This is a genomic window from Arthrobacter sp. L77, assembly GCF_000816565.1.
Lineage (GTDB): Bacteria > Actinomycetota > Actinomycetes > Actinomycetales > Micrococcaceae > Arthrobacter_D > Arthrobacter_D antioxidans.
The window spans coordinates 338,600-355,732 of sequence record NZ_JWSU01000004.1 but is presented as its reverse complement, the minus strand read 5'-3'; the positions used below and the strand labels follow the sequence as shown (position 1 = coordinate 355,732).

General features: G+C 69.1%; 16 protein-coding genes. 7 read left to right on the top strand and 9 right to left on the bottom strand.

The features are described from left to right. Positions 1-39: 39 nt before the first annotated feature. The 3 genes from RY94_RS04205 to RY94_RS04195 form a co-directional block, all read right to left on the bottom strand. Positions 40-1,500 carry an amino acid permease gene (locus tag RY94_RS04205; protein WP_043443540.1) on the bottom strand — a complete coding sequence of 487 codons (1,461 nt, stop codon included), beginning with the start codon at positions 1,498-1,500 and terminating at the stop codon, positions 40-42. A 106-nt stretch (positions 1,501-1,606) separates the two neighbouring features. Beyond that, a complete protein-coding gene (locus RY94_RS16635) occupies positions 1,607-2,233 on the bottom strand; it encodes a TetR/AcrR family transcriptional regulator (protein ID WP_052273920.1) in 627 nt (208 codons plus the stop codon). Then, complete coding sequence (locus RY94_RS04195) at positions 2,217-3,011, bottom strand: phosphatase PAP2 family protein (RefSeq protein WP_043442117.1); 795 nt, start codon at positions 3,009-3,011, stop codon at positions 2,217-2,219. Before RY94_RS04195 ends, RY94_RS16635 begins: the two co-directional genes overlap by 17 nt. A gap of 112 nt (positions 3,012-3,123) precedes the next feature. Between RY94_RS04195 and RY94_RS04190 the strand changes: the two genes are divergently transcribed. Beyond that, positions 3,124-3,786, top strand: a complete 663-nt coding sequence (locus RY94_RS04190; RefSeq protein ID WP_231554410.1) for a pyridoxine/pyridoxamine 5'-phosphate oxidase — start codon at positions 3,124-3,126, stop codon at positions 3,784-3,786. Between the two features lie 40 nt (positions 3,787-3,826). Here RY94_RS04190 and RY94_RS04185 read toward each other — a convergent pair whose 3' ends face one another. Then, positions 3,827-4,654 carry an aldo/keto reductase gene (locus RY94_RS04185; RefSeq protein WP_043442112.1) on the bottom strand — a complete coding sequence of 276 codons (828 nt, stop codon included), beginning with the start codon at positions 4,652-4,654 and terminating at the stop codon, positions 3,827-3,829. A gap of 189 nt (positions 4,655-4,843) precedes the next feature. Further along, the gene (locus RY94_RS16630) at positions 4,844-5,155 is read right to left on the bottom strand and encodes a hypothetical protein (RefSeq protein ID WP_052273919.1); all 312 of its coding nucleotides are present in this window, start codon (positions 5,153-5,155) and stop codon (positions 4,844-4,846) included. 266 nt (positions 5,156-5,421) lie between these two features. Here RY94_RS16630 and RY94_RS16625 point away from each other — a divergent pair, with 266 nt between their 5' ends. Beyond that, a complete protein-coding gene (locus RY94_RS16625; RefSeq protein WP_156135011.1) occupies positions 5,422-6,054 on the top strand; it encodes a GNAT family N-acetyltransferase in 633 nt (210 codons plus the stop codon). Between the two features lie 165 nt (positions 6,055-6,219). Here the strand turns inward: RY94_RS16625 and RY94_RS04170 are convergent, their stop codons facing one another. Both RY94_RS04170 and RY94_RS04165 read right to left on the bottom strand, forming a co-directional pair. Further along, entirely contained in the window at positions 6,220-7,221 is a 1,002-nt protein-coding gene (locus RY94_RS04170; protein ID WP_043442109.1) for an NADP-dependent oxidoreductase, read from the bottom strand. Between the two features lie 65 nt (positions 7,222-7,286). Continuing rightward, positions 7,287-8,024, bottom strand: coding sequence for a maleylpyruvate isomerase family mycothiol-dependent enzyme (locus RY94_RS04165; RefSeq protein WP_052273917.1), 738 nt, complete (start codon positions 8,022-8,024; stop codon positions 7,287-7,289). Between the two features lie 62 nt (positions 8,025-8,086). Here RY94_RS04165 and RY94_RS04160 point away from each other — a divergent pair, with 62 nt between their 5' ends. Beyond that, positions 8,087-8,629 (top strand): acyl-CoA thioesterase, encoded by a 543-nt coding sequence (locus RY94_RS04160; RefSeq protein WP_043442106.1) that lies wholly within the window; start codon positions 8,087-8,089, stop codon positions 8,627-8,629. Between the two features lie 38 nt (positions 8,630-8,667). Here the strand turns inward: RY94_RS04160 and RY94_RS04155 are convergent, their stop codons facing one another. Then, positions 8,668-9,996, bottom strand: a complete 1,329-nt coding sequence (locus tag RY94_RS04155) for an APC family permease (protein WP_043442104.1) — start codon at positions 9,994-9,996, stop codon at positions 8,668-8,670. A 179-nt stretch (positions 9,997-10,175) separates the two neighbouring features. Between RY94_RS04155 and RY94_RS04150 the strand changes: the two genes are divergently transcribed. The 4 genes from RY94_RS04150 (at position 10,176) to RY94_RS04140 (ending at position 14,726) form a co-directional block, all read left to right on the top strand. After that, positions 10,176-11,564: an OFA family MFS transporter gene (locus RY94_RS04150; protein WP_043442102.1), complete on the top strand. Its 1,389-nt coding sequence runs from the start codon at positions 10,176-10,178 to the stop codon at positions 11,562-11,564. Between the two features lies 1 nt (position 11,565). Continuing rightward, positions 11,566-11,670: an MFS transporter small subunit gene (locus tag RY94_RS18660; protein ID WP_442853434.1), complete on the top strand. Its 105-nt coding sequence runs from the start codon at positions 11,566-11,568 to the stop codon at positions 11,668-11,670. A gap of 338 nt (positions 11,671-12,008) precedes the next feature. Next, positions 12,009-13,283 carry a BTAD domain-containing putative transcriptional regulator gene (locus tag RY94_RS04145; protein WP_052273916.1) on the top strand — a complete coding sequence of 425 codons (1,275 nt, stop codon included), beginning with the start codon at positions 12,009-12,011 and terminating at the stop codon, positions 13,281-13,283. A gap of 21 nt (positions 13,284-13,304) precedes the next feature. Continuing rightward, positions 13,305-14,726: a sensor histidine kinase gene (locus RY94_RS04140; protein ID WP_231554409.1), complete on the top strand. Its 1,422-nt coding sequence runs from the start codon at positions 13,305-13,307 to the stop codon at positions 14,724-14,726. 78 nt (positions 14,727-14,804) lie between these two features. On the opposite strand, the gene RY94_RS04135 is transcribed toward RY94_RS04140, so the two are convergent. Next, complete coding sequence (locus tag RY94_RS04135; protein WP_043442099.1) at positions 14,805-17,093, bottom strand: fibronectin type III domain-containing protein; 2,289 nt, start codon at positions 17,091-17,093, stop codon at positions 14,805-14,807. Positions 17,094-17,133 lie beyond the last annotated feature (40 nt).

The following is a 17,133-nucleotide window of genomic DNA, read 5'->3' as shown; positions in this document are numbered from 1 at the left end:
GCACGTTCGTGACGCGGGCCCCGTCCCACCCGGTGAAGGCTAGGCCTGCTGCTTCATGAGCGCGTGGCGCGGGCTGTCCGGGTTCATGAGCGAGTGCTTCCGGCCGTAGAAGAAGTAGATGGCGAGGCCGATCAGGAGCCACACGCCGAAGCGCAGCCACGTCTCCCAGTGCAGCTGCAGCATCAGGAACAGCGATGCGAGGACGCCGAACGCGGGGACGATCGGCATCAGCGGCAGCTTGAACGTCCGGGGCACCTCGGGACGTGTGCGCCGCAGGACGATCACCGCGATGCAGACGACGACGAACGCCGCGAGGATGCCGATGTTGGTGAGGTCGGCGACGGCTCGGATGGGGAACACCCCGGCGAGGAACGCCGAGGCGATCCCGGCGATCCAGGTGACGCGCTGCGGCGTGCCGTTGCGGTCCGTCGTCGAGAACCAGGCCGGCAGGAGCCCGTCGCGGCTCATCGAGAACCAGACCCGGGTGACGCCGAGGAGGAAGGTCAGCATGACGGTGAGGATGGAGATGACGGCGAAGGCCGAGATGATCGTCGCGACGACGGGGAGCCCCACGGACTGGAAGGCCGAGGCGAAGCCTGCGGTGGGGCTGATGTCCTTGTAGTTCTGCATCCCGGTGAGGACGAGGGTCGCCAGGACGTACAGGATCATCGCGATGAGGAGGGACAGGAGGATGGCCTTCGGCATGTGCTTCTTGCCGTCCTTGGCCTCCTCGGCGGCGGTGCTCATGGCGTCGTACCCGAACACGGCGAAGAACACGGTGGCGGCACCGGCGAAGACGGCGCCGAAACCGGACGGGACGAACGGTGAGTAGTTCTCGGCGTTCACGTAGAAGAAGCCGAGGCCCACGATGCCGAGGATCAGCAGGATCTTCAGGCCGACCGCGATGAGTTCGAACCGGCCGAAGGTCTTGGTGCCGCGGCTGAGGATGAAGGTGACGAGCAGGCAGACCACGATGGCCGGCACGTTGATCACGCCGCCCTCGATCGTGTCCGGCGTGCCCTGCATCCACGTGGGCACGGTGACGCCGATGCCGGACATGAACTCGGTGAAGTACCCCGAGATGCCGATGGCCACGACGGCCACGATCGCGATGTACTCGAGGAGCAGGTCCCAGCCGATGAACCAGCCGATGATCTCACCGAGGGCCACGTAGCCGTAGGTGTAGGCGGAGCCGGCGCGGGGGATCATCCCGGCGAACTCGGCGTAGGACAGCGCGGCGGCCGCACTGGCCAGGCCCGCGATGAGGAAGGAGATGAGGACGGCCGGGCCCACCGGCTCGCCGTCCGGGCCGCCGTTCGCGACGAGCCCCGCGAGCGTGAAGATCCCGACGCCGATGATGCCGCCGACGCCGATGGCGGTCAGCTGCCAGAGGCCGAGGCTCTTGAACAGGGTCGAGCGGCCCGTCTCGTCCTCGACGTTGTCGATCGGTTTGCGCCGCAACACCGATCGTGAGCCTTGCAGGGCTGATTTGTCCGACATCATCGTCCGTTCCTGGGTGGGGGATGCCTGTATGGCACCCCCCAGTATGAAGCGGGCCGTCGGTAAGGGGTAATCATTATTCTTGACGGAAATCCGTCGGTTCTGCTTATCCTTCCGCGGCCGGCCGCCGGCGGACGCCGTCCAGGACGAGGCCGAGGTATCGCTCGAACCCCGCATCCCGGCCGGTCGCGGCCGCCGTGCCTGCCTCCGGAGGCAGTGAGCCCAGCATGCGGATGAGCACCAGCACGTCGTCGCCGGTGAGGTCCTCCCGCGCGCCGGCGTGCCTCAGCCGTGCGGCGAACTCCTCGGCGGCCGGAGCGATCCGATGCCGCAGCATCGCGAGCCCCGCGGACACGAAGCCGTGGTCGTGCAGGAGCTCGCGCAGTCCGCGGTCCTCGAGCTGCATGCGGGCCGCCGAACCGATGAACAGGCGCGCTGCCGCCCAGGTGTCCTCGAGCGCGAGGGCCTCGGAGACCGCCGCGTCGACGTCCGTCACGCGCTGTTCGAGGATGGCCTCGATGAGGGTGCGGCGATCGGGGAACCGTCGGTACACGGTCCCCACGCCCACCCCGGCCTCGCGGGCGATGTCCTCGAAGCTGCACTCCGCGCCGTGGACGGCGAACATGCGCCGGGCGGCGGCGAGGACCACCTCGCGGTTGTGCCGGGCGTCCCGCCGGAGCGGCCGCAGGGCGGGCATCGGGCCGGCGTTGGGCTGCTCAGGCGGGGACGCCACGGGTGGCTGTCCGGTGCAGGCGGAACGTCAGGTAGAGCCGGTGCGCGGTGATGACGACGGCGAGCCAGGCGACCCCGAGCGTCCAGGCGACCAGCACGTCCGTGAGCCAGTGGTGGCCGAGGTAGACCCGGCTGAGGCCCATGGTCACGGCGAAGGCGACGGCGAGGGTGACGGTCAGCGCGCGGGTGCGCTTGCGCTCCTGCCGCAGGACGAGGAGGTACGCCACGATGCCGGCGACGACGACGGCGTTGAGGGAATGCCCGCTGGGGAACGACGGCGAGGACTCGTAGGGCGGGACGGCCAGGTCGATGGGCGGACGCAGGCGGCCGATCGCATCCTTGCCGGCGACCGTCATGAGGAGGGAGCCGAACGCCGCGGCCGGCAGCAGGATCACGGGGGTCCAGGAGCGGCGGTGGACCGCGAGCAGCACCATGATCGACACGGCGAGGATGGGCATGCCGATCGGCCCGCCGATGTTCGTGTAGCCGGTGATGAAGGCGTCGAACCAGCCCTCGCGCATCGACACGGCGAGGTCCAGGGCCGGCTGGTCCAGGGCTGCGACGCCGTCGGCCTCCACCACCGACTCGTACACTTCGGCCGACGCCGCGGTGAGGGCAGCGGCGACCCCGCCGCCGACCGCGATGAGGAGCAGCAGGGCCGCATGCGGACCGGCCCAGCGGGCGAGCGGGCGGACGCACCGGACGAGGAACCGGCCCACCGGCGACGTCCACCGGGTGAGGTCTCGGGGTCCGACGTAGTGGTCCTGGTGCGCTGGCATCCACCGACTCTATGCCCCGGCCCGGGGAACGGCATCCCGGGGGGAGGCCCGGGGCGCCGGGTTGAGCAGCAGTCGGGCGGATGCCGCAGGGCACGAGGGCTAGGCTGGCCGCATGAGCGATCCAGGCATGATCCGCGACATCGTCCGCGGCGTTCCGGTGTTCCCCGACGAGATGCCGCCCTTCGACCCTGCGGCAGCTCCCGATTCCCCGATCCCGCTGTTCGTCGAATGGCTGCAGCGGGCGGTGGAGGACGGCGTCGCCGCTCCCCACGCGCTCAACCTCGCGACGGTGGGGGATGACGGCCTGCCGGATGCGCGCATCGTGATCCTGAAGGACCTGACGCCCGAGGGATGGCAGGTGGCCTCCAGCAGCGACAGTCCGAAGGGCCGCCAGCTGGCGGGGACTCCCTCCGCCGCGCTGACCTTCTTCTGGCCGGAGGCCGGCCGCCAGGTCAGGATCCGGGGGGCGGTCTCCACCGGAACCACGGAGGAGAACGACGCCGATTTCCAGCGCCGCCACCCGGTGGCCCGTGCCCTGGTGCTGGCTGGCAGCCAGAGCACGGTGGTGCGCAGCCGGGACGACGTCGACACCGCGGTGGCGGAGCAGGTGCGCCGCATCGAGGCGGCGGACCGCCTCGCCTCGACCACCTGGACGGTCTTCACCGTGGCGCCCGACGTCGTCGAGTTCTGGCAGGCCGACCAGGAGCGGCGCCACACCCGCCTGCTGTACAGCCGTTTCGGTGAAGGCTGGCGCCGGGAGATGCTCTGGCCCTAGGGCGGACCCGGCCGCTGTACCACCCGGGCCGCGCGCCGGCTCAGTGCCCGAACTCGTCCGAGTCGACGACGTCGGCCCGGCCGGCGTCGAGAACGTAGAGGGCGGCCAGCTCCGCCCCGGAGAGCTCGAAGTCGAAGATGTCCAGGTTCCGGGCCAGCCGCTCGGGGTTCGAGGACTTCGGGATGGCGACCATGCCCTGCTGTACGTGCCAGCGCAGCACCACCTGCGCGGGGGTCCGGCCGTGCGCCTCGGCGATCGCGACGACGGCGGGCTCGTCGAGCAGCCCGCTGCCCTGGCCCAGCGGGCTCCAGGCCTGGGTCACGATGCCGTGGTCGTTGTGGAACGCGCGTTCCACGATGCGCGGCCGCTGCGGGTCGAGCTGGATCTGGTTCACGTCGGGGATCATCCCGGCGTCGATGACCTGCTGCAGATGCGCCGGCTTGTAGTTCGAGGTGCCCACCGCGCGGACGAGGCCCTCCTCCAGCAGCGCGACGATGCCCTCGACCGCTTCCACCTGGCGCCCCTGGCCGGGATTGGGCCAGTGGACCAGCAGCAGGTCGACGTAGTCGAGGCCCAGCAGGCCGGCGCTGGTCTCGAAGGCGCGCCGGACGCCGTCCCGGCTGTGGTGTTCACGGTTGAACTTCGTGGCGACGAAGAGCTCCTCCCGCGGGACTCCGGAGCGGCGGATGCCCTCCCCGACGCCCCGCTCGTTCCGGTAGTTCTCCGCCGTATCGATCAGCCGGTAGCCGGTCCTGAGGGCGAGGTCCACGGTGTCCGCGGCCTCGGCGTCGTTCAGCGGCCACGTGCCGAGGCCGAGGAGGGGGAGGTGTGCGCCGCTGCGGAGCAGGACGGTGGGGGCGGGTGCCATGGTGGTGCTCCTGGTCGGGAGGTGAGGGGGTCGGCACCAGCCTGTCCCGCGGCGATCCTCCCGTCAAACACCCCCGCCGGGTTCCTTCGTGGTTGGGATATCCTGTCGGTTCGCCGGGGCGGAGCGCCGGGACGAGGTGTGCCCTGCTCCGTCGTGTCCCGGCCGCCTGCGCTGCGATCGCGCTCACCGTCACGCCCGTCGGGTAGGCCCTGTCCCGTGGCGGCCTGCGTGACCGGTGGACGGCGTCCCGCGCGCGGGCTGCGGGGAGTGCAGCGGCTCAGGGGCGCGGCTGTACGACGCGCGTGACGGGCGGCCCCGTACGCCGCTCGCGAGCAGGTCGTCGATGAGTTCGTTCACGGCCTGGGCGATGCAGTCACGTTCCTCGCGGGGCAGCGGGGTGAGGCCGTGGAGATAGGCATCCATCTCGAACTCGTCGAAGAAGCCACCCGAATTGAGGTAGTGGAGGTACACCTCGTGGAGGGTCAGGGAGGATTCCGTCATGGCCGCACAGGCTGTCTGGGGCTGCAACGCGGGCTCCTCGGGTCCAGGATCATCCGGACGCGGACTGCCGGTCCTCCTGTCACGATAGTCCGCTCGGCGTCCGGGTGGGCTCCTTTGGCTCCTCAAGTTTCACTCAAGCCCGCATCGGATCGTGCAGCGGCGGGAACGGTATGTGAAGAATGTCCGATTTCGGATCGGTCCGGGACACGGTATAGTTGTCGTAGAGCCTAGCAGCGGGCCTTTGAACCACCATCGTGGAGCTGACCATGCGATCTTCTTCGTTCGCCGATTACCGTACCCAGACAGCGCAGGCCGCTGCCCCCCAGCAGTTCGGGATGGCCGTGGTCCCTGAAGCCACCCGGAATCCGGCAGCCCGGCCGGATGACGCGGGCTTCCCCACCGACCTCTCCATCGTGTCGAACCGGCAGCTGAGGGTCCTCTGCAACCAGACGTACCGGATGCTCGACCGCGACTTCCCCGCGATGGAAGCCGTTCACCACTACGAGCTGCTGGTCGAGGAGATCGAGCGCCGCGAGGTGCAGGCCGAGACACGCAGCGAACCCACCAAGGCGCGCGGGGGCTTCCGCGACAATTCCCTGTTCTCGCGCTTCGAGCTCTTCAGCGACGGCACCATGGTGGGCCACGTCAAGTACGAGATGAAGGGTTCGCACGCCGTGCTGATCCAGGCCGTCGTCGATCCGCAGTTCGACCCCGTGGACGTCGAACCCGCGCTGATCCGTCGGGTACTCCTCAATGCCCACCAGCGGCGCATCGCCGTCGTGCCCTACTGCCCGCGGGTGCGCGAGTTCCTCCGGGAATTCCCCCAGTACCGCGCGCTCCTGCCCGTGGACCAGCGCAAGCGGCTCGAAGCGGCCCTGCTCGTCTCCGCGGACGCCTGAGTCCGCGCCCGGATCGACGGCCGGGTCGGCCGTCGGGAAGCGGGTGCGCGCCTCGATGAGGTAGCGCAGGTACGGGCCGGCCTTGCCCACGGCGGTGGTCGTCGTGTCCGTGGACGCTGGCGCCAGTAGCGCAGCCCGCCGGGCGGCGGACTGCGACACGGGTGCTCAGGCGCGGACGAGCATCTTGCCGGTGTTGGCGCCGTTCATCATGTCCAGGAAGGCTTCGACGGCGTTCTGGATGCCGTCCACCACGGTCTCGTCGAACACGATGCTGCCATCGGCGAGCCAGCCGGTCATGCGCTCGGCGAATTCGGCCTGCAGGTCCTGGTGCTGGCCCACGATGAAGCCCTCCAGCGTGAGGGACCGCGTGACCAGGTTCGCCATGTTGTCGGGGCCGGGGGTTCGCTCGGTGTTGTTGTACTGGGAGATCGCGCCGCACAGGGCCGCACGGCCTCCGGTGTTGAGGCGGTCGATCGCGGCCTCGAGGTGGTCCCCGCCCACGTTGTCGAAGTAGACGTCGATCCCGTCCGGCGTGAGGTCGCGGAGTTGCCGGCGCACGGGGGCGTCCTTGTAGTTGAACGCCTCGTCGTAGCCGTACTTCTCCTTGAGGAGGGCCACCTTCTCCGCTGAGCCGGCCGAGCCGATCACGCGCGAGGCGCCCAGCTTGCGGGCGATCTGGCCCGCGATGGAGCCGACCGCGCCGGCCGCGCCGGAGATGAAGACGACGTCGCCCTCCTTCAGTCCGGCCACCCGCTTGAGTCCCGCGTAGGCGGTGAGTCCGGTCATGCCCGCGGCACCGAGGAAGACGGACAGCGGCAGTTCCGTCTCGGGCAGGGGGGAGAAGTGGGTGGCCGGACCCTGCGCGACGTCGCGCCATCCGTAGCCGTGGAGGACCGCCGCGCCGACGGGCATCGCCTCGGACGTGGATTCCACCACCCGGCCCACCGCTCCGCCGGTCATGGTCTCGTTGAGTCCGAAGGGCGCGACGTACGACGTGGAGTCGTTCATCCGGCCGCGCATGTAGGGGTCCACGGACACGTACTCGTTACGGACGCGCACTTCGTCCTCTCCGAGTCCGGGCAGCTCCACTGCCACGGTGGCGAAGTCCTCCTGGGTCGGCGCGCCGACCGGACGGCGGACGAGCTGGATCTGGGTACTGGCGGTCATTGCTGCTCCTCATGCTCGGTTGCTTCCTGCTGGTGCCAACCCGGGATCCGGAGGATCTATTCCGTTTAGAGGGCCCGGGCCAGGCGTGCGCGGAGTTCCTCGACGGCATCCGACGGCGGGAGGGGCTGCGGCGCGCGGCCCCACAGCCACAGGAGCAGCGCCTGCGGCTCCGCCCGGACGGTCGGCTGCCCGTTCGCCGTCGCGTCACGCGTGACCTCGACCTGCCCCGGGGCTAGGCGGACGTCCCAGGAGTGCCCGCCCGCCTCGAGGCGTACCACCGCTCCGGACGCCGCGTGGTCCGGCTGGCTGCGGACGAGCATCACGGTCAGCACCTCGTCGATGCCGTCCACGGTGAGATCCGGGTCCATCGGGGTGGGGTCGCCCCCTGCCGTGTCCTCGAGGTCCACCCGGTGGATCGCGGTCTCGTGGGTGAGCCTCCGGATCCAGAATCCGACGGTCTGGTCCCAGGGGACGAACGTCTCCACCGGATCCTCCGGGCGGTGCCGGTCGAACTGGTCGGTGAGGCTGGTGAAGGAATGGGCGAGCAGTGCCTGCGGCGGGAAGCTGCCGATGCTCACGGGAGGCCACCCGTGGCTCGGGCGCTCGCCCGTCCGGATGGTCTCCGCCTTGTGGAGGAACACGATCGCGGTGTGGCGGGCGAGGTCCTCGCCCGTCCAGCCCGGGCACGCGGGCACGGGCAGGTCGAGGGTGGAGGGGACGAGGTCGGCGAGGATCCGGTACTCCCGGTCCAGCAACTCCCGGTACCGGCTGAACGGAAGGGCGTGCGGGGAGGCCTGGTCCATCCACCGAGTGTAGGCGGGTGCGTCCGACCCCGCTTATGTTACTGGCGAGTAATATCTTGTCCATGCACCTGATCCTCCGCACGATGCTGCAGCTCTTCCGATCCGGCAGGCGATCGCGCCTCGGTATCTGGGGATCCAGCAGTGTCACCCTCCGGGTCCTCCTCACGGACATCGACATCGCGATGCACATGAACAACGGGATGTACTTCTCGGTCTTCGACCTCGGCCGCTTCGACCTGATGGTGCGCAGCGGGGTGTGGCGGCTGATGCGCCGCCGCGGGTGGAGCCCGGTGGCCGCCGGGGAGACCATCAGCTTCCGCAAATCGCTCCAGCTCGGCCAGCGCTACACCGTGGAGACGCGCATCATCGGCCTGGACGAGCGCGCCATCTATTTCGAGCAGCGCGCCGTGGCCGACGGCGAGATCTACGCGCGGGCGTTCATCGCGACGCGACTCGTCTCGTCCTCCGGGCCGGTCGGCAACGAGGAGATCATCGCCGCGTTCGGGGCGCCGCCGGCTGATCTGGTGCTGCCCGAGTGGATCCACGAATGGCGCCTCAACAACGCACTGCCCAGCACCCGGAAACCCGCACCCCACTCCTGGTAGGACCGGCGGGTGACCCGGCGAGGGGGCGGCGGAAGAACCTACCGGTCGGCGGCGTCTCGTGCCTGTCCGCGGACCAGTCGCTGCACGCCGTACAGGACGAGGCCGAGGGCGAGCAGGATGCCGGTGCGGACCCAGATCTCGGCCGTCTGCTGGGTGAGCAGCAGGATGCAGGACGCGATGGCGAGGTAGGGGAAGACCGCCGGGATGCGGAAGTGCTTGTGCTCCACCGTGTCCTTGCGCAGGACGAGCACGGCGATGTTGGTGCTGAGGAAGACGAAGAGCAGCAGCAGGACGACGGTCTGGGAGAGGGACTCGAGCCCGCCGGTCAGCGTCAGTGCCATGGCGACCAGCGTCGTGGCGACGATGGCCACCCAGGGGGTGCGGCGGCGGGGCAGCAGGCGGTCGAAGACCGACGGGAAGAGGCCCTGCTCGGCCATTCCGAAGGTGATCCTGCTCGACATGATCATGGTGAGCAGGGCGCCGTTGGCAACGGCGATCAGGGCCACGAGGCTGAAGAGCCAGCCCGGGATGCCCGCGCCGGTGGCCGCCACGACGTCGAGCAGCGGCGAGCTCGAGCCCGCGAGCTGGTCGGGGGCGAGGGTGGCGGAGGAGGCCAGCCCGATCAGGAGATAGACGACGCCGGCCGTGAGGAGCGCGCCGAAGAGGGCCCGCGGGTAGACGCGGCTGACGTCGCGGACTTCCTCGGCGACGTTCGCGGAGACCTCGAAGCCCACGAAGGAGTAGTAGGCGATGAGCGACGCCGCCAGGACTGCCGACGCCGGGCCCACGCCGGGAGGGAACTCGTTGACACGCGAGAGGTCACCGTTGCCGGCGGCCAGGAAGATCCCGACGACGACGATCACGAGGACGAGGCCCGAGACCTCGATGACGGTCATGACCACGTTGCTGCGCACCGACTCCTTGATGCCGCGCATGTTCAGCAGGCCCAGGAGCACGAGGAAGACGAGCGCGGCGGGCGTCGCCGGCACGTCGATGAAGGTGGTGAGGTAGCCGCCGGCGAAGGCCTGGGCGAGCCCGGCGGCGCTGGTCACCCCGGCGGCGAGCATGCAGAAGCCGACGAGGAACGAGATGAACGGCTTCCTGAAGGCACGTTCGGCGAACACGGCGGCCCCACCGGCCTTCGGGTACTTGGTGACCAGTTCGGCGTAGGATCCGGCCGTCAGGAGGGCCAGCGCCAGTGCGACCATGAGCGGCATCCAGATGGCGCCGCCCACCTCCCCCGAGATGACACCGACCAGGGCGTAGACGCCGGCCCCGAGGACGTCGCCGAGGATGAAGAGGTACAGGAGCGGGCCGGTGATCCCGCGCTTCAGTCTGGTGTCGGGGCTCTGCTCGGTGATGGTCATGAGCGCCAGTGTAACGAAACTACTAAGTCGGCTGGGTATTTTCCGGATCACAGAACCGCTCGACGCGCCACCACTACCGCCGATCGCGGGTTGTACTCCGGCCTGCTGTGATGCACCGCATAATTGCTTTCGACAACAATGGCCGGGGGAGGCCACTCAAGCTGACAGAGAGGCCATCGATGAGTTGGCTCGACCGCGACCACACCATCGCCAAACCGGGATTCAACCGCTGGTTGATCCCGCCCGCCGCGCTGGCCGTCCACCTGTGCATCGGCCAGGCGTACGCGACCAGCGTCTACAAGACCGCACTGACGGCGCACTTCGACGCCACGCTGACGCAGATCGGCATCATCTTCTCGATCGCGATCGTGATGCTCGGCCTGTCCGCCGCCCTCCTCGGCACCTGGGTGGATCGCAACGGTCCGCGCAAGGCCATGTTCACCTCTGCCGTGCTCTGGACCTCCGGTTTCCTGGTGGGAGCGCTCGGCATCTTCACGAACCAGTTGTGGCTCGTCTACCTCGGGTACGGCTTCATCGGCGGCATCGGGCTGGGGATCGGCTACATCTCTCCCGTGTCCACGCTGATCAAGTGGTTCCCCGACCGCCCCGGCCTTGCCACGGGCATGGCGATCATGGGCTTCGGCGGCGGCGCGCTCATCGCGAGCCCCCTGTCCACGCAGCTGCTCCGCATGTACGACCCGAATTCGGGCGCCGAGGGCTGGGTGGCCAGCGGCGACGCCGTCGGGAAGCTGTTCCTGACCCTCGCGGTCATCTACTTCGTCTACATGATGTTCGGCGCCTTCACCATCAAGGTGCCGGCCGAGGGCTGGAAGCCGGACGGCTTCGATCCCTCCCAGCTGAAGTCCAAGCCCCTCATCACCACCGACAACGTCTCCGCCGCGAACGCGATCAGGACGCCCCAGTTCTGGCTCGTGTGGGTGGTCCTGTTCTGCAACGTCACGGCGGGCATCGGCATCCTGGAGCAGGCCTCCCCGATGATCCAGGACTTCTTCCGCGGCGCGGACGGTACGACGGCGGTCTCCGTCGCCGTCGCCGGCGGCTTCGTGGGCCTGCTGTCCATCGGCAACATGGGCGGCCGGTTCGGCTGGTCGACCATGTCGGACCTCATCGGCCGCAAGCGCATCTACATGATCTACCTCGGCGTGGGCGCGGTCCTGTACCTGATCCTCGCCCTGGCCGGCTCCTCCACGACCCTGCTGTTCGTGGCGCTCGCCTTCGTGATCATCTCCTTCTACGGCGGCGGCTTCGCCACGGCACCGGCCTACCTGCGCGACCTGTTCGGCACCTACCAGGTCGGCGCCATCCACGGCCGACTGCTCACCGCATGGTCCGCTGCCGGGATCGCCGGACCGCTGATCGTGAACGCCTTCCTCGACGCGCAGGGCACCCCGGGCGAGCTCACCGCGGGCGCCTACCAGCCTGCCCTGCTCACCATGGTGGTACTGCTGATCATCGGCTTCATCGCCAACCTGCTCGTCAAGCCCGTGAACGCCCGCTTCCACGAACCCGTCCGGAACGCGCCGAGAGAATTTGCGAAGGAGGCCTGACATGGCCGGAGCACGAATCACCGCAGTCTGGGCACTCGTCGGAGTGCCCCTCGCCTACGGTGTCTTCCAGACCCTCACCCGCGCCGCGGCCCTCTTCGGGGGCTGAGCAGGAAGCCCCGCGCGGGGTGAGCCGTCGATCGACGAGGCCCGAGTTGCTGATGATCCACCAGCCGACTCGGGCCTCGTCCTGGTTGACCCCATCGACCAGCCCCACAGCCCCGGTGAATGGGTGGCAGTAGCCCGTCCCTGCCGCTGAGTAACCTGCTGACCACCGCTGCGTAGCGGGCCCCGACCATTGCGTAGGTACCCCTCTGGCGCCGCACCGTCGCGCGTCCTTAGATGGCAGGCAGGGCATTCGATGACATAGGGCAGGACATTGTGGTCACGTTGGATCTGGCAGAAGAAGCAAGCACTTCAGGTGGCCCCTTGACCGTGTGCAGCGACATGGTACGGCTGAGTATCTCCGTCCTGGGACCGCTGACGGTTCTTCGGGGGGACACCGAGCTCAGCGCCGGTGATCTCGGCGGGCCCAAGCCCCGGCAGGTGCTGGAGATCCTCCTCCTCAACTTCGGTTCGGCCGTGTCGAAGACCCGGATCATGGATCTGTTGTGGAACGACAAGCACCCTGCGGTCGCACTGCCCACGCTGGAGAGCTACGTCAGCGTCCTGCGCCGCAGTCTCCAGCCGGGTGCCGGTCGAACGGGCCCGCTACGCACGGTCCCCGGCGGGTACGTGGTCGATCGGGCGCTGGTCGATCTCGATCTGGACCGGTTTGGAGTCCTCACGCGGCAGGCCGAGGCAGCCACGCCGCATGCTGCGCTCACGCTGCTGAGCGAAGCACTCGACCTTGCTGCGGCCCCGCTGTTCGGTGACGAGGTGTTGCCGGCCTGGGCCGAGGAGGAGCGGACCCTCCATGCCGAGCGGGTCCGCCGCGTCCGGGTCCTGGCGGCAGAATCGGCACTTCTCGTGGGCGAGGTGGGCCGGGCCATCAGCTGGGGCGACCTGGCGGTCCGTGAGGACCCCCTGGACGAGCGGGCGTGGACAGCCCTGATCCTGGGACTCGAAGGCAAGGGCGAGAGCACCGCCGCACTGAGGGCCTACGAGCGCTGCCGTCGGGTCATGGACGAGGAGCTCGGGTGTGCTCCGGGTGCGCTGCTCAAGGAGGCCCACGCCCGGTTGCTGGCGACGACCGCTCCGTTCGACGAGGCTGGTTCCCACCGCCCACTGGCCCCGGCCTCGGGGGAACGGTTCTTCCCTTCGCTCGGAGCGGCACCCGGCAGGGAGCGACTGAGCATCCTGATCGTCGACGACCACACCACGTTCTCGGACCTGCTGGCCGGTGCGCTGGACCGGGAACCCGATTTCAGGAGCGTCGGCGCGGCGACGACCGTGGGTGAAGCTGTCGACAGGTTCCGTGAGCTACGGCCCGACGTCGTGGTCATGGATCTGTATCTCTCCGACGGATCAGGGCTGAACGCTGCGGAGCGGATCTTCTCGGAGGACCCCCAGGCGCGGATCGTCATGTTGACGGGCAACCCGTCCCAGGAAGCGCTCCGTGAAGCAGCACGCATGGGGATCTGTGGGTTCCTCCCGAAGGACGGAGCGCTGGGGATCATGCTGGACACGCTGAGGCACGCCCGCCCGGGAAACATGATCGTGCACCCTTCGCTGGTGGCGAGGCTCGGCAACTCCGCCAAGGCCTCACCGGAGCCCGCGTAGAGCCGACCGGGCGCCGCCGCCGTGCACGGGCCCCGACCAGGCGAGGTCACCGACGTCCCCCCGGGCGTCCTGCCTGTTCATGAAGTCGCAGAACAGCGCGAGGTCCGCTTCGCCGTCCTGCAGTTCCTCGCCGTCGGCCTCCTTGCGCTCGTGCTGGTTGCGACCCCTGTCGCTTTCTGGGTGCGGGCCGAAGCAGAGCGGCACGCCCTGGCCAATGCCCGGGACATCACGCAACGACTGGCCGACAACGTGGTCGGGCCACTGATCACCGAGGAACTCCTCGCCGGTGACCCGGCGGCATTGCAGGTGCTCGACCAGAGACTGGCTCCCTGGTTGAACAGCGGCAACGTGTCGAGGATCAAGGTGTGGGACGAGAACGGCCGGGTGGTCTACTCGGATGCGGAATCGCTCATCGGCCAGGAATTCGAGCACGAGGAATGGGCCCGCCTGCTCCTCGAGGGAGGCCCGGGAACAGCGAGCCTGGAGTACCAGACGTCGGACGAGAACGCGTTCGAGGTCGGCTCCGGCGAACTCGTGGAGGTCTACGTGCGGTCCACCTCCCGGTCCGGTGCCCCGATGGTCTTCGAGACCTATTCCGCCGGGGAAGCGGTGCGCCGTGAGCAGCATTCCGTCCTGATGGGCATGATCCCGCCGATGGTGCTGTCGCTGGCCGTCCTGCAACTGGCGCAGCTCGTGCCGGCCGTTCGTCTGGCACGCAGGATCCAGGTGCATCAGGCCACCCGGAACGCCCTCCTGCGCTGCGCCATAGAGGCATCGGACAACGAGCGACGGCAGATCGCCGGCGAACTCCATGACGAAGTCATCCAGGATCTGTCCGGACTGGCCTATGCCCTGGAATCGGAGGAACGCCGCGGCACCGCCGAACTCCGTCCGGTGTTCTCCAATGCTCGGACGATGCTGCAGCATGATGTCCGGAAACTGCGTGCCATGACCAGCGAGCTCTACCCGCCCGATCTCGAGGAACTCGGGCTGAAAGCCTCCCTTCTGCGACTGCAGTCACTCCTGGTGGAGCGCGGGATCGCCTTCGTCGTGGAGATCCCGGACACTCTCGTCCTGGACCGGGACCAGGGCGCCCTGGTCTACCGGGTGGCCCGTGAGTCCCTGGTCAACGCCACCAAGCACTCCGCGGCGCGATCGGTGGAGATGCGGATCCGACAGTCCGGCCGGCAGACCCGGATCTCGGTGTCGGATGACGGGATCGGTTTCGATGCGAAGGAGCATCGGGCGGAGGACCACTTCGGCCTGAGGATCCTGGCCGACACCATCCGGTCGGCCGGGGGATCCCTCCACATCAGCTCCTCGCCGGGGCACGGGACGTCGGTCGTCGCGACGTTCGGGGAGTCCGCCCCCGTGATGCGCTGGTCCGGCAAGAAGCCCGCGGCTGCTCCGGTGCGGGAGGTCGATGAGGTGGAAGCCACGTGAACCTCCAGGAAACAGATCACCCGGGGCCCGGCTGCTTCCTGTGGAAGCTGCCGGACCCCGGGTGTCAGGTGCAGTGTGCTACTTGTTGGTGACCGTGGTCGGCCCAGCGGTACCTCCCACCGTGGATTCGATCCAGACCCTGCCGGGGTTCGTGGTCCCTGCAGCGACATTGCGCAACCGGAGGGTGTAGACGCCGCCGGTCTCCGGCGCGGCTGCAGCGGTGACGGGTGCTGTTCCCAGGATCCGTCCGGTCGGGCCGCCCACGCGGACCGTGATCGTTCCGCCGACCACGGTGCCGGTGCCGCCGATCCGCAGGTCACCGGACTTCCACTGGGCCTGGCCGATGGTGACCCGGTCCGGTACCGGTACCACCTTGACCTCGTCCGTCCTCGTGCTTCCGCCCGAGGTGACCGTCAGCCGGAAGGTGAGGGGATTGTTGGTCATCGGTGTCCTGTAGACCGGGAGGGTGAACGTCGGCTTCAGGGTGGTGCCCCCGGTCAGGGTGACCCTGTCGGGGTCTGCGGGTCCGGTGAGGACCTGCTCCCACTGGAAGGTGGCGTCCGTGGTGGTGGAGCCGGCGCCGTCCAGGGTGACGGCGGTCGGCGTCGACCGGCGTGCGACGGTCTGGTCCTCGCCTGCGACGGCGACCAGCGCACCCTGCACGGTGACAGGGGCACTCCTGGCCGATTCGGGTCCGGCACCGTTCCTGTTGATCGCCCGGACGGTGAACTGGTAGGCGGTGTCGCCGGTGAGACCGTCGTAGACCAGCGTCGTGACGTCGCCCGGTACGGTCCTCGGGGCGCCGGCCGCCTCACCCTCGGTCGTGTAGGCCTGGACCGTGTAGCTGTCGATGGTGAGTCCTGGTGCTCCGGGGTCGGGCGCCGTCCACGACACCTCCGCCGTTCCCTGCCCGGCGGTGGGCGGGGCGGTGAAGGCCGGGGCGGCGGGTACCGGGTCGTCGGTGATGGTGAAGGTCACTTCACCGTTGTCGGAGACGTTGCCGGACGGATCGACGGCGGCGAAGGTGATGGTACCGGTCTGCGCGACGGTGATCGGTCCGGTGTAGAGCATCGACTGGGTGGTGCTCGTATCGCCGGCGACGGGATCGGTCCCATCGACGGTGTAGTAGATGTCGCTGCCCAGTTCGTCGGCCGTCAGGGTCACCTGCTGCGCGGTGGGGAACGTCCCGCCGTTGGGGGAGGCCTGGACGGTCGGGGCCACGGTGTCGGTCCGGGTGATCGCATGGACAGCCGGGAACGTCTCGCCGATGTCACTGACGGACACCACGTAGACGTCGTACTCCTCTTCCGCTGCAAGACCCCGGAGGGTGGTGCTGGTGGCTCTCGGGCTGCTGATGCGGACCCCGGTCTCGACCTGCTCGCTGCCTGTGACTGTTCGGGCCACGGCAGTGACGCGGTAGCCGGTGATGGCGGGCGTGCCCGGGATGGCCTGGGCCGGTGTCCAGTTCACCCTGAGGTCCCCATCGACCCTGGCGGCGGCGATACTCGTGGGACCGGCCGGACCCGACTGCAGGGGCCCGTTCGGGCAGCCGCCCATGCCGGGACCTCCGAGTTCCCCGAACTCGGAGATGGTCAGGCCCTGCCGATTGCCGTCGGCGTCCTGCTCCTGCCAGGCCATGGACCGGGCGCCACCGGCATCGGCCACGAGTTCGGCTGCAACGGCGTCGTCCAGGATGTAGGTCGCCGTGAACGTGTCGGGGCCGTCGATGCCGAACTGGAGCTGCGACCGGTAGCCGTCCTCCTGTGCCAGGTCGCCCGGGACCGCGCGGACGTCGCGGCGCCCCACCCCGGTGTCCTTGAGGGCGGGCTCGACGATGCGCTGTTCCATCTGGTCCCTGTCCACCCCTGGACCGACATGACCTTTCACGGTCACGGTGTTGCCGGACAGGGTCGAAGCAGCCGTGACGTAGGTGTCCTGGACAACGGTGGCACCGGCCTCGCTGCCGCCGAAACTGATGGCGACGGTGTCGCCCGGCAGGATATCGGGCGTCACCTTCAGGCCGGTGCCGGCACCCCAGCACACGCCCCCGGGATGGTTGATCTCGAAGGCGACGTCGCCGGCGGAGACGACGCTCTGTGCGGAACCGACGACCCCGACCCCGGGGCGGCGCACCTCCACGGTGGCCGTCTGGCCGATGCGGTCCTGGTACCCCTCGATCGTCACGAAGTCCCGATCGGGGAAGACCACCAGATTGTCGGGGAACGACGGCACGGCCGCGTGGGCCGCCGGGACGGCCAGGAGGGACGTGGCGCCAAGGACGGCCGAGACGGTGGCGACCATCGCCGTCCGCCCGTGCCTCCGGCTGCGGGACTTCAGCTGCCCCGGTTCATGCACTGCAGTATTCATGACAACCTCACTGATCCTCGGGTGAGTGTGTGCGAGGTTC

Excerpts from the sequence above, each read along its gene's own strand:
- RY94_RS04205 (WP_043443540.1), bottom strand. The coding sequence starts at position 1,500 with ATGTCGGACAAATCAGCCCTGCAAGGCTCACGATCGGTGTTGCGGCGC.
- RY94_RS04195 (WP_043442117.1), bottom strand. The coding sequence starts at position 3,011 with ATGCCAGCGCACCAGGACCACTACGTCGGACCCCGAGACCTCACCCGG.
- RY94_RS04190 (WP_231554410.1), top strand. The coding sequence starts at position 3,124 with ATGAGCGATCCAGGCATGATCCGCGACATCGTCCGCGGCGTTCCGGTG.
- RY94_RS04185 (WP_043442112.1), bottom strand. The coding sequence starts at position 4,654 with ATGGCACCCGCCCCCACCGTCCTGCTCCGCAGCGGCGCACACCTCCCC.
- RY94_RS16630 (WP_052273919.1), bottom strand. The coding sequence starts at position 5,155 with ATGACGGAATCCTCCCTGACCCTCCACGAGGTGTACCTCCACTACCTC.
- RY94_RS16625 (WP_156135011.1), top strand. The coding sequence starts at position 5,422 with ATGCGATCTTCTTCGTTCGCCGATTACCGTACCCAGACAGCGCAGGCC.
- RY94_RS04170 (WP_043442109.1), bottom strand. The coding sequence starts at position 7,221 with ATGACCGCCAGTACCCAGATCCAGCTCGTCCGCCGTCCGGTCGGCGCG.
- RY94_RS04165 (WP_052273917.1), bottom strand. The coding sequence starts at position 8,024 with ATGGACCAGGCCTCCCCGCACGCCCTTCCGTTCAGCCGGTACCGGGAG.
- RY94_RS04160 (WP_043442106.1), top strand. The coding sequence starts at position 8,087 with ATGCACCTGATCCTCCGCACGATGCTGCAGCTCTTCCGATCCGGCAGG.
- RY94_RS04155 (WP_043442104.1), bottom strand. The coding sequence starts at position 9,996 with ATGACCATCACCGAGCAGAGCCCCGACACCAGACTGAAGCGCGGGATC.
- RY94_RS04150 (WP_043442102.1), top strand. The coding sequence starts at position 10,176 with ATGAGTTGGCTCGACCGCGACCACACCATCGCCAAACCGGGATTCAAC.
- RY94_RS18660 (WP_442853434.1), top strand. The coding sequence starts at position 11,566 with ATGGCCGGAGCACGAATCACCGCAGTCTGGGCACTCGTCGGAGTGCCC.
- RY94_RS04145 (WP_052273916.1), top strand. The coding sequence starts at position 12,009 with ATGGTACGGCTGAGTATCTCCGTCCTGGGACCGCTGACGGTTCTTCGG.
- RY94_RS04135 (WP_043442099.1), bottom strand. The coding sequence starts at position 17,093 with ATGAATACTGCAGTGCATGAACCGGGGCAGCTGAAGTCCCGCAGCCGG.